Source organism: Pseudomonas sp. FP2254 (genome assembly GCF_030687695.1).
Taxonomy (GTDB): Bacteria; Pseudomonadota; Gammaproteobacteria; order Pseudomonadales; family Pseudomonadaceae; genus Aquipseudomonas; species Aquipseudomonas quebecensis.
This window is the reverse complement of sequence record NZ_CP117444.1, coordinates 2,004,977-2,016,485: the sequence shown is the minus strand read 5'-3', so window position 1 is coordinate 2,016,485 and position 11,509 is coordinate 2,004,977. Positions and strand designations below refer to the sequence as shown.

At 60.0% G+C, this 11,509-nt stretch carries 11 protein-coding genes; 8 read left to right on the top strand and 3 right to left on the bottom strand.

Going from position 1 to position 11,509, the window contains the following annotated elements; translation table 11 throughout:
- Window positions 1-11 precede the first annotated feature (11 nt).
- The gene (locus PSH94_RS09405; RefSeq protein ID WP_181079904.1) at window positions 12-725 is read right to left on the bottom strand and encodes a UTRA domain-containing protein; all 714 of its coding nucleotides are present in this window, start codon (window positions 723-725) and stop codon (window positions 12-14) included.
- Between the two features lie 349 nt (window positions 726-1,074).
- Between PSH94_RS09405 and PSH94_RS09400 the strand changes: the two genes are divergently transcribed.
- The 8 genes from PSH94_RS09400 to PSH94_RS09365 all read left to right on the top strand — a co-directional run bounded on the left by PSH94_RS09400 (window position 1,075) and on the right by PSH94_RS09365 (window position 10,712).
- On the top strand, window positions 1,075-2,151 hold the full coding sequence (locus PSH94_RS09400; RefSeq protein ID WP_034096737.1) for an ABC transporter substrate-binding protein: 1,077 nt from the start codon (window positions 1,075-1,077) through the stop codon (window positions 2,149-2,151).
- Window positions 2,152-2,315: 164 nt separating this feature from the next.
- Window positions 2,316-3,122: an alkaline phosphatase family protein gene (locus tag PSH94_RS09395; RefSeq protein WP_181079906.1), complete on the top strand. Its 807-nt coding sequence runs from the start codon at window positions 2,316-2,318 to the stop codon at window positions 3,120-3,122.
- 5 nt (window positions 3,123-3,127) lie between these two features.
- Window positions 3,128-3,964: an ABC transporter permease subunit gene (locus PSH94_RS09390; protein WP_219855326.1), complete on the top strand. Its 837-nt coding sequence runs from the start codon at window positions 3,128-3,130 to the stop codon at window positions 3,962-3,964.
- Entirely contained in the window at window positions 3,951-4,751 is an 801-nt protein-coding gene (locus PSH94_RS09385) for an ABC transporter permease (RefSeq protein ID WP_181079908.1), read from the top strand. Before PSH94_RS09390 ends, PSH94_RS09385 begins: the two co-directional genes overlap by 14 nt.
- Window positions 4,748-5,737 (top strand): ABC transporter ATP-binding protein, encoded by a 990-nt coding sequence (locus PSH94_RS09380; RefSeq protein ID WP_181079909.1) that lies wholly within the window; start codon window positions 4,748-4,750, stop codon window positions 5,735-5,737. Before PSH94_RS09385 ends, PSH94_RS09380 begins: the two co-directional genes overlap by 4 nt.
- Before the next feature lie 28 nt (window positions 5,738-5,765).
- A complete protein-coding gene (locus tag PSH94_RS09375) occupies window positions 5,766-6,419 on the top strand; it encodes an HAD family phosphatase (protein ID WP_305437217.1) in 654 nt (217 codons plus the stop codon).
- 324 nt (window positions 6,420-6,743) lie between these two features.
- Window positions 6,744-8,825 carry a carboxy terminal-processing peptidase gene (locus tag PSH94_RS09370; RefSeq protein WP_253511749.1) on the top strand — a complete coding sequence of 694 codons (2,082 nt, stop codon included), beginning with the start codon at window positions 6,744-6,746 and terminating at the stop codon, window positions 8,823-8,825.
- A gap of 117 nt (window positions 8,826-8,942) precedes the next feature.
- On the top strand, window positions 8,943-10,712 hold the full coding sequence (locus PSH94_RS09365) for a bifunctional diguanylate cyclase/phosphodiesterase (protein ID WP_305437214.1): 1,770 nt from the start codon (window positions 8,943-8,945) through the stop codon (window positions 10,710-10,712).
- On the opposite strand, the gene PSH94_RS09360 is transcribed toward PSH94_RS09365, so the two are convergent.
- Both PSH94_RS09360 and PSH94_RS09355 read right to left on the bottom strand, forming a co-directional pair.
- Window positions 10,709-11,080: a hypothetical protein gene (locus PSH94_RS09360; protein ID WP_071484740.1), complete on the bottom strand. Its 372-nt coding sequence runs from the start codon at window positions 11,078-11,080 to the stop codon at window positions 10,709-10,711. The two genes, PSH94_RS09365 and PSH94_RS09360, sit on opposite strands and share 4 nt — an antisense overlap.
- Window positions 11,077-11,415 (bottom strand): helix-turn-helix domain-containing protein, encoded by a 339-nt coding sequence (locus tag PSH94_RS09355; RefSeq protein ID WP_305437211.1) that lies wholly within the window; start codon window positions 11,413-11,415, stop codon window positions 11,077-11,079. Before PSH94_RS09355 ends, PSH94_RS09360 begins: the two co-directional genes overlap by 4 nt.
- Window positions 11,416-11,509 lie beyond the last annotated feature (94 nt).

The window sequence follows — 11,509 nt, the reverse complement described above, 5'->3', positions numbered from 1 at the left end:
GCCCCTGTCACTCAGACGACATCTACTCCCACATGAATCGCATCATGCCGCCAGAATTCCAGATCGCAATCGATCAGGCGCTGGTGCTGGTCATAGTTGACCCGGGCAATGCGCAGGCCGGGGCTGCCCACCGAGACGCGCAACGCGGCGGCAGCCTCCACCGGCAATGAGGTCGGGACGATCTCGAAACGCACCCGTCCGTAGTGCACGTCGTACTTGCGCGCGTACAGCTCGGTCATCGACTGGGTCAAATCACACGCCAGGATCCCCGGAAAATACTGCGGGTTCAGGTAGTGCTCCACATACAGCACCAACCGCCCATCAATGCGCCGCCCCCGGCAGATCTGGATCACGCTGGACAACGCCGGTAACTGCAACCAGGCGCATACCGCCGCCGAGGCCGGTTGCAAGCGCGCGCTGAGCACTTCGGTGGACGCCACCCGGCCCTGGTCACTGACCATCGCGTGAAAGTGGCTGCGTTGCATCAGGTTGTAGGCCAGGCGCGGCGGCGACACAAACCAGCCACGGCGCTCTTCACGATAGATCTGCCCTTGCGCCTCCAGTTGTAACAAGGCTTCCCGCACGGTAATGCGAGTGGTACCAAACAACTCGCTGAGCTTACGTTCGGCAGGCAACTTGCGACCGGGCGGCAACAGACCGTGGTCGATCTGCTCCTGCAGCGCCAGGCCGATGGAGGTCACCGCCTTGATTGCTTCATCACGCATCAACGTTACCTTTCTGGACTAGACCAGCACCGTTCAGGTGCACAAAGCGCTGGGTAAACGGGCCCTTGCTATTGCGTGCAAGCGTAGGCAGGACAAATGACCGAGAGATGACAGCCCCCTGGATGCGGCCTACCACACCCTGCAATACATCGGCCAAGTCCCGCCAATGCGGGCCCTTTGGCGTGGTCTACGCTGAGTCTGCGCGGAGCGACATCGACGCGTTGAAAACGACATCGACATGAAACTGTCATCCATCGGGCCTAGATTGGCTCAGGTATTGCTGACCTAGACCACACCACCGCAATCGTTCATAAAAACGCAGCGTTGTTAACGCCCATAGGAGCTTCGGATGAAACAGCTTTTCCTGGCATCACTGTTAGGCTCGACCATTGCCATGTGCACCGCCGCCATGGCTGCCGATACCGATCTAAAAACGCTGGAAGCCGCCGCGAAGGCCGAAGGCGCCGTCAACAGCGTCGGCATGCCCGATGACTGGGCCAACTGGAAAGGCACCTGGGACGATCTGGCCAAGACCTATGGCCTCAAGCACATCGACACCGACATGAGTTCGGCGCAGGAAATCGCCAAGTTCAAGGCCGAAAAAGACAACGCCAGCGCCGATATCGGCGACGTCGGCGCAGCCTTCGGCCCGATTGCGGTGAAACAGGAAGTGACCCAGCCTTACAAACCGTCCACCTGGGCCCAGGTGCCGGATTGGGCAAAAGACAAGGACGGCCACTGGGCCCTGGCATACACCGGGACGATTGCGTTTATCGTCAACAAGAAGTTGCTGCATGGATCTGAAGTGCCCCACAGCTGGGCCGACCTGCAAACCGGCAAGTACAAGGTCTCCGTGGGCGACGTCAGCACGGCGGCACAGGCGGCCAACGGCGTACTGGCAGCGGCCATCGCCAATAAAGGCGACGAGAAGAACATTGCCCCCGGGCTGCAGTTTTTTACCAAAATTGCCCAGCAAGGTCGCCTCTCGCTGTCCAACCCGACCATCGCCACCATGGAAAAAGGCGAAGTCGAAGTGGGCATCGTCTGGGACTTCAACGGCCTGAGCTACAAAGCCAAGATGGCCAATCCGGATGACTACGTGGTGTTGATCCCATCGGACGGCTCGGTGAAATCCGGCTACACCACCATCATCAACAAATACGCCAAGCACCCGAACGCGGCCAAGCTGACCCGCGAATACATCTTCAGCGATGCCGGCCAACTCAACCTGGCCCGTGGCAATGCGCGCCCCATCCGTGCCGAAACCGACCTGAAACTGCCGGCCGATATCGCCAAGAACCTGATCCCGGGCGAGCAGTACACCAAGGCCAATCCACAGCCGATCAAGGATGCCGATGCCTGGGAAAAAACCTCCAAGAAACTGCCTCAGCTGTGGAATGAGCAGGTCATCGTAGAGATGAAATAAGGGTTTATTCCGCATTGGAGATCCAATGTGGAAGCGGGCTTGCTCGCGAATGCGGTATGTCAGCCAATACACTTGTTCTGATACGCCGCTTTCGCGAGCAAGCCCGCTCCCACACCTGAACCGCGTTTTTACCGGAAATAACCTGTTGCGGAGCGCCAGCCCCCATGAAGCACCCCGTCATCCTTGTCGTGCTCGACGGCCTTAACTTCGAGGTTGCAAGGCACGCCATGGGGCATTTGCAGGCCTATGTCGGCGCAGGAAGCGCAGCCCTCTACACACTGGAATGTGAACTGCCCTCACTGTCCCGCCCGCTGTATGAATGCATCCTCACCGGCGTGCCACCGATCCAGAGCGGCATCGTGCACAACAACGTCTCGCGCCTGTCCAACCAGCGCAGCATTTTCCACTACGCCCGCGACGCCGGTCTTACCACGGCGGCAGCGGCTTACCATTGGGTCAGCGAGCTATACAACCGCACACCCTTTCTCGCCGCCCGCGATCGTCATACCGACGACAAGACGCTGGCGATCCAGCACGGGCATTTCTACTGGAATGACCACTACCCGGACTCCCACCTGTTTGCCGACGCCGAAAGCCTGCGCCTCAAGCACGCGCCGGACTTCCTGGTGGTGCACCCGATGAACATCGACGATGCCGGTCACAAGCACGGCCTCGACACCGCGCAATACCGCAACAGCGCACGCTCGGCCGACATCATCCTGGCCGACTACCTGCAAGGCTGGCTCGACGCCGGCTACCAAGTGCTGGTGACCGCCGACCACGGCATGAACAACGACCGCTCCCACAACGGCCTGTTGCCGGAGGAGCGCGAAGTGCCGCTGTTTGTCCTCGGCGATGCCTTCAGCCTGGATGCCAAGGCCGCACCGAAACAAACCGACCTGTGCGGTACCGTCTGCGAACTGTTGGGCGTGCCCCACGACAAACCTGTGTGCCGGGAGCTATTGAAGTGAATGCCATGACTCGCGGCAAATGGCTGGCGCTGCTATGCCTGGTGCCTTTCACGCTGTTCTTTATCGTGTTCGAAATCGCACCGCTGGTGTGGGTGCTGATCAACAGCCTGCAGACCGAAGACTCCGGCTGGGGCGTGGACAACTTCACGCGGATCTTCAGCTCCAAGTTCTACCTGCAGGCCATCCAATACAGCCTGGAAATCAGCTTTTACTCCAGCGTGTTCGGGATCATCATTTCCGTGCTGGGCAGCTACTCGCTGCGCCGGGTGGATTCGCCCCTGCGCAACTTCGTCACCGCCTTCGCCAACATGACCAGCAACTTCGCCGGCGTACCCCTGGCCTTCGCCTTCATCATCCTGCTGGGGTTCAACGGCAGTATCACGATCATGCTCAAGCAGGCAGGCATCATCGAAGACTTCAACCTTTACTCGAAAACCGGGTTGATCATCCTCTACACCTATTTCCAGATTCCCCTCGGCGTGCTGCTGCTCTACCCCGCCTTCGACGCCCTGCGCGAAGACTGGCGCGAGTCGGCGTCGCTGCTGGGCGCCAGCAGCTGGCAATTCTGGCGGCACATCGGCCTGCCGGTACTGACACCGGCGCTGCTCGGCACGTTCGTGATCCTGCTGGCCAATGCCCTGGGCGCCTATGCCACGGTGTACGCGCTGACCACCGGCAATTTCAATGTCTTGCCGATCCGTATCGCGGCGATGGTGTCAGGGGATATCTCCCTGGACCCGAACATGGCCAGCGCACTCGCTGTGGTACTGGTGGCGCTGATGACCGTGATCACCGTGGCCCATCAATTGCTGCTCAAGAGGAGCTACCATGTCTCGCGCTGAAGCCGGCCCGGCCTCGCTCTACCATCGCGTGGTGGTGTACCTGCTATTTGCCATTCTGGTACTGCCGTTGGTCGGCACGTTTATCTATTCGATTGCGAGCAGTTGGTCGGCGACCATTCTGCCGGCCGGTTTTACCGTGAAATGGTATGTGCAGCTGTGGAGCGACCCGCGCTTCCTGATGGCCTTCGGTCAGTCGCTGCTGGTGTGTGTGGGCGCGTTGATCCTGTCGGTGGTGCTGATCCTGCCGCTGCTGTTTGTGGTGCATTACCACTTCCCCAAGCTCGACGCGCTGATGAATATCTTGATCCTGCTGCCCTTTGCGGTGCCGCCGGTGGTGTCGTCGGTCGGCTTGCTGCAGCTCTACGGCTCCGGGCCGATGGCGATGGTGGGCACGCCGTGGATCCTGATCGGCTGCTACTTCACCGTGGCGCTGCCATTCATGTACCGGGCCATTACCAACAACCTGCAGGCCATCAACCTGCGTGACCTGATGGACGCCGCCCAACTGCTCGGTGCCAGCACCTGGCAGGCCGCGATCCTGGTCGTACTGCCCAACCTGCGCAAAGGCCTGATGGTGGCGCTGCTGCTGTCGTTCTCGTTCCTGTTCGGCGAGTTCGTGTTCGCCAACATCCTGGTGGGCACCCGCTACGAAACCCTGCAGGTTTACCTCAACAACATGCGCAACAGCAGCGGCCATTTCACCAGCGCCGTGGTCATTTCCTACTTCTTCTTTGTGCTGGTACTGACCTGGGCCGCCACCTTCTTGAACAAGGACAAAAGCCAATGAGCTTCGTCAGCGTGCAACACTTGCAGAAAAGCTACGCCGGCACGCCGGTGTTCAGCGATATCAACTGCGACATCGCCCAGGGCGAATTCGTCACCCTGCTCGGACCGTCCGGTTGCGGCAAATCAACCCTGCTGCGCTGCATCGCCGGGCTGACCGCGGTGGACAGCGGCAAGATCCTGCTGGACGGCCAGGACATCGTTCCGCTGAGCCCACAAAGACGCAACATCGGCATGGTGTTCCAGAGTTACGCGCTGTTCCCCAACATGACCGTGGAACAGAACGTCGCCTTCGGCCTGCGCATGCAAAAGGTCAACGCCGATGACAGCCGCAGGCGCGTGCAGGAAGTGCTGCAACTGGTCGAACTCACTGAGCTGGCCGGCCGTTACCCGCACCAGATGTCCGGCGGCCAGTGCCAGCGCGTGGCCCTGGCCCGCTCCCTGGTCACCCGGCCGCGCCTGCTGCTGCTTGACGAACCGCTGTCGGCGCTCGACGCGCGGATTCGCAAGCATCTGCGCGAACAGATCCGCGAAATCCAGCGCGAATTGGGGCTCACCACGATTTTCGTGACCCATGACCAGGAAGAAGCGCTGACCATGTCCGACCGCATCTTCCTGATGAACCAGGGCAAGATCGTACAGAGCGGCGATGCGGAGACGCTCTATACAGCGCCGGTGGATGTTTTCGCCGCCGGTTTTATCGGTAACTACAACCTGCTGGACGCCGACAAGGCCAGCCGCTTGCTGCAACGCCCGATCAGCGGGCGCATTGCGATCCGCCCGGAAGCCATCGAACTGAGCCGCAACGGCGAACTCGACGCGCAGGTACGCAGCCACAGCCTGCTGGGCAACGTGATCCGCTACCGCATCGAGGCCCGGGGCGTGGAACTGGTGGTGGATGTACTCAACCGCTCGGCGGACGATCTGCACCCCGATGGCCAGCGCCTGGCACTTTCCATCGACCCCAGCGCGCTATGTGAAGTAGCCTGAGCAGCGATTTATTGAGAGAGCGTAACGGATGGCACTGGTAATTTTTGATTTGGACGACACCCTGATCCACGGCGACTGCGCCACCTTATGGAGCGAGCAGATGGGCCGTCTGGGCTGGGTCGACCCCGAGTCGTTCATGCGCAGAAACAACGAACTGATGGACGCCTACAGCCAGGGCAAACTGGCCATGGAAGACTTTATGGACTTCAGCCTTGAGCCGATGATCGGCCGCACGCCGGAAGAAATCGAGCACTTGGTGGAGCCGTGGGTCGAAGACGTGATCGAACCGCTGATCTACAGCGACGCCACCAAAACCATTGCCCGCCACCGCGCTCAGGGCGACCGGATTCTGGTGATCTCGGCCTCGGGCACGCATCTGGTCAAGCCGATTGCGGCGCGCATCGGTATCGATGAGGTACTGGGGATTGAGCTGGAGGTCAGCCATGGCGTTTACAGCGGCAAGATCGTGGGCGTACTCACCTACCGTGAAGGCAAGATTACGCGTTTGCAGGACTGGTTGGCGCAGGAAAATGAAACCTTGGACGGCGCGTACTTCTATTCGGATTCGCGCAATGATTTGCCATTGCTGTTGAAGGTCGATCATCCGCAGGTGGTAAACCCGGACCCGGTGTTGCGGGCACATGCCGAGCAGGCGAACTGGCCGATTCATCACTGGGTTTGATGCGCGTGAACTCCGCGCCAGGGCGCACGCTGTCAGCGGATGGTGAATAGAGCCCTGCGGGATGCCATAAATCGGCGCGATCAAGGCCGGAAGTCGTCATTGGAATGCGAAACGAGCCTACATCGTGTGTAGGACTCCGAGCGCCAAGCACATCACATGACCTTCAACGCCTTGCAATGCTTTCACAGTGCCTCCATAGTGACTCTGGACTGAGCCCGTAGCAGTAGCGCCGGGCTTTTTGCATTATGCGACCGGCCCACACGGAACCGGCGACTTCAAAGACGGCCTAATATGCGTTATCAATTGCCCCCGCGTCGAACCAGCATGAAGCATCTGTTCCCCAGCACCGCCCTCGCTCTTTTCATTGGTCTCGGCTTTGCGTCGATGTCGACCAATACGTTCGCAGCCAACAGCTGGGACAACCTTCAGCCGGATCGCGATGAGGTGATTGCCAGCCTTAACGTCGTCGAGTTGCTCAAGCGTCATCACTACAGCAAGCCGCCGCTGGACGACGCGCGCTCGGTGATCATCTACGACAGCTACCTCAAGCTGCTGGACCCGTCGCGCAGCTACTTTCTGGCCAGCGATATCGCTGAGTTCGACAAGTGGAAGACCCAGTTCGACGACTTCCTCAAGAGCGGCGACCTGCAACCCGGCTTCACCATCTACAAGCGCTACCTGGACCGCGTCAAAGCGCGTCTGGACTTCGCATTGGCTGAACTGGACAAAGGCGTCGACAAACTTGACTTCACCCAGAAGGAAACCCTTCTGGTGGACCGCAAGGACGCCCCTTGGCTGACCAGCACCGCCGCCCTCGACGACCTGTGGCGCAAACGCGTCAAGGACGAAGTGCTGCGCCTGAAGATCGCCGGCAAGGAACCCAAGGCCATCCAGGAGCTGTTGACCAAGCGCTACAAGAATCAGCTGGCGCGTCTGGACCAGACCCGCGCGGAAGATATCTTCCAGGCGTACATCAACACCTTCGCGATGTCCTACGACCCGCACACCAATTATCTGTCGCCAGATAATGCGGAAAATTTCGATATCAATATGAGTCTGTCGCTGGAAGGCATCGGTGCCGTCCTGCAAAGCGATAATGACCAGGTCAAGATCGTGCGTCTGGTGCCGGCCGGTCCGGCGGACAAGACCAAGCAGGTCGCCCCGGCCGACAAGATCATCGGCGTGGCCCAGGCCGACAAAGAGATGGTCGATGTGGTCGGCTGGCGCTTGGACGAAGTGGTCAAGTTGATCCGTGGGCCGAAAGGCAGCGTGGTGCGCCTGGAAGTAATCCCGCACACCAACGCGCCCAACGACCAGACCAGCAAGATCGTGTCCATCACCCGCGAAGCGGTGAAACTCGAAGACCAGGCGGTGCAGAAGAAAGTCCTGAACCTCAAGCAGGATGGCAAGGACTACAAACTGGGGGTGATTGAGATCCCAGCGTTCTACCTTGACTTCAAGGCGTTCCGTGCCGGTGATCCGGACTACAAGAGCACCACCCGCGACGTTAAGAAAATCCTGACAGAACTGCAGAAGGAAAAAGTCGACGGCGTGGTCATCGACCTGCGCAATAACGGCGGCGGCTCGCTGCAGGAAGCCACCGAACTGACCAGCCTGTTTATCGACAAGGGCCCGACCGTGTTGGTACGCAACGCCGACGGCCGTGTCGACGTGCTGGAAGACGAGAATCCAGGCGCATTCTACAAAGGGCCGATGGCACTGCTGGTCAATCGTCTCTCGGCGTCGGCGTCGGAGATTTTCGCCGGTGCCATGCAGGATTATCACCGTGCATTGATTATCGGCGGCCAGACCTTCGGCAAAGGCACGGTGCAGACCATCCAGCCGCTCAACCATGGCGAGCTCAAGCTGACACTGGCGAAGTTCTACCGAGTGTCCGGGCAAAGCACACAGCATCAGGGCGTATTGCCTGACATTGATTTCCCGTCGGTCATCGACACCAAGGAAATCGGCGAAAGCGCCCTGCCGGAAGCCATGCCGTGGGACACCATTCGTCCCGCGATCAAGCCGGCCTCCGACCCGTTCAAACCATTCCTCGTACAGTTGAAAGCTGACCATGACGCTCGCTCTGCCAAAGATGCCGAGTTCGTCTTCATCCGCGACAAACTGGCCCTGGCCAAAAAACTGATGGAAGAAAAAACCGTCAGCCTTAATGAAGTGGACCGTCGCGCACAGCACAGCGATATCGAAAACAAGCAACTGGCCCTGGAAAACATCCGTCGCAAGGCCAAGGGCGAGGATCCGCTCAAAGAGTTGAAGAAAGAAGACGAAGATGCATTGCCGACCGAGGCGGATAAAACCAAGCCGGAAGACGATGCCTACCTGGCTGAAACCGGGCGGATCCTGCTGGATTACCTGAAGATCAGCAAGCAGGTAGCCAAGCAGTAACTGATGGCAATTTAATGTAAACGCTCCCCGGAGTGTCATCAAATAGACATCATTCTGTCGTGAAATGAGGGACCCCAGGCTTCAGGCCTGGGGTCCTTTTTTTTGACCGAGACCGCCATGACCACGACCGAACAGCTGAATGCACTGAGCTCAATCCTGGCTCAAGGCAGTTTGCACAGTCTGTTCCAGCCGATCATCTGCTTGTCCGAGCGGCGGATTCTTGGTTATGAAGCCCTCAGTCGCGGGCCATCCAACAGCCCCCTGCACTCGCCCGTCGCCTTGTTCGCCATCGCGGGCCAAACCGGCCGCCTCAGCGAATTGGAAATTGCCTGCCGCGAGAGCGCCTGCCGCCGGTTCAGCGAGCAAAAGCTGCCGGGTAAGCTGTTTCTGAACATCTCACCCGAATCGCTGATGGAAACCGCACACCAACCCGGGCGCACCCTGCAACTGCTGCACGACTTTGGCATCCCGCCGAGCCAGGTGGTGATCGAGCTCACCGAGCAGACGCCCACCGACGATTTCAACCTCTTGCAGACCGCGTTGCATCACTATCGCAACATGGGTTTTTCGATTGCTCTGGACGATTTGGGGGCCGGCTATTCGAGCCTGCGGCTATGGTCGGAGCTGCGCCCGGACTATGTGAAGATCGATCGTCATTTTATCGATGGCATCCATCAGGATGCGCTCAAGCGCGAGTTTGTCGGCTCGATCCTGCAGATCGCTCGGGCGTCGCGCGCGCAGGTCATCGCCGAAGGGATCGAATTGCCGGAGGAGCTGGCGGTGTTGACCGAGATGGGCGTCGACCTGGTCCAGGGGTACCTGCTCTGCCGCCCGCAGGAACAGCCGCCGCAGGAAGCACGCCTGATGCTGCCCAAGCCTGACAGCGCCAGCGTGACCCTCAACGATGAAGGCAGTGACCTCAGCGCCCTGCTCAACGAACAACCGGCCGTGGACCAGGATACTGCCACCGCCCAGGTGCTGGAGGCGTTTCGCCGCCAGGCCAATCTCAATTCCCTGGCGGTACTCGATGGGCGCGGCCACCCGGTGGGTATCGTGCATCGGCATTCGCTGTCCGACGCGCTGCTCAAGCCGTTCGCCACCGACCTGTTCGCGCGCAAGCCCATCAGCCGCCTGATGAGCAACGACTTCCTGGCGGTGGAACTGAGCCAGTCGCTGCAACAGGTCAGCCGCTTGCTGACCAGCCGCGCACGGCAACGAATCGAGGAAGACTTCATCATCACGCTCAATGGTGATTACTTGGGCCTGGGGCGGGTGATCGATGTGCTGAAATTGATTACCGAACTGAAAATCCAACAGGCGCGCTACGCCAACCCACTGACCCTGCTGCCGGGCAACGTGCCGATTCAGCAGTGCCTCGCACGGCTGTTGCAGCAACAGCGTGAATCGGTGATCTGCTACGTGGACATCGACAGTTTCAAGCCCTTCAACGATATCTACGGCTATGGACGTGGGGACGAGGTGTTGCTGTGCCTGGCGCAGTGCCTGAACGACCGGGTCGACCCCAGCCGCGACTTCGTCGGGCATATCGGTGGGGATGATTTTCTACTGGTGCTGGGGCCGCAGGACTGGCGCAGGCGGCTAAATCAGTTGCTGGATGATTTCCACACCCAGTGCCGACGCTTCTACCGCGCCGAACACTTGGATGCCGGCTGCTTCGTGGCGTTGAACCGCCAGGGCATACGTCAGGAATTCGCATTGCTGTCGTTGTCGATCGGCGTGGTCCATTTATACCCACAGGCCTGCGGGCACCTGGATGCCAGTCAGTTGGCAGAGCTGGCGTCGCAGGCCAAGCACCACGCAAAAGATGTGTCCGGCTACAGCATCCATGTCATCGACAGCATGGACATGCTGCCCCAGCCACTTTAGGCCTCGGCGGATTCCGGGTACTCGTACTCGAACACCCGCACCACCTCGGACGCATGCCAGGAAGCCGCGGCCACGCCATCGGACGGCCCGCTGAAACGCCCCAGGCGCTCCACGCATTCGAAGAAACCGGTACGCGGCAGGCGGCTGGCGCCCTGGCTGATCACCAGGGAACTGCGCAATGGCTGCTCGGCTTTGGCATCCAGCGCCGCCAAGTGCTCGAGGGCCGCGGCCAGGGTCTGCATGGCTGGCGAGGGGAATTGCAGGCGCTCAAGCAGCGCGCGGTAGGTCAGCAAATGGCGCTGGCGGCGCGCCTGGTCCAGCTCGTTGAGCAACCCATCCCAGTGTTGGCGGCTGATACGTAAACTCAAGATTCATCCCTCCACCCTGCAACGCCCAATTCCCAGGCCAGGCTGCGGCGGATCGCGGCATCCGGCTGGCGCTCACCCTTTTCGATCAATTCAAGATACGAGGGGCTGATGCCCACGGTGCGGGCCAGTCCTTCAATAGCCAGGCCCTTGGCTTCACGCAGCCCACGCAAGTCGGCGAGCGGCCGAAGGTCCTGCTCGGCAACCGCTCGGGCAACAGGGGAAGAAGGTGACGGAGGCTGTTGCTGACCGACCGCGATGAGCAGCGCCTGGTATTGATCCCATGGCAACACCGCATATTCGGGTTCGCCATTGCGTGAAATTATCTGAATATCCATGACCGCCCCGTAGGATAACAACACTTACAGCGTAAGCACTTTCCTTAGGAGTGTAATCCTAACAGCCACAAAGGTCGCAGGGGGATAGCCATGG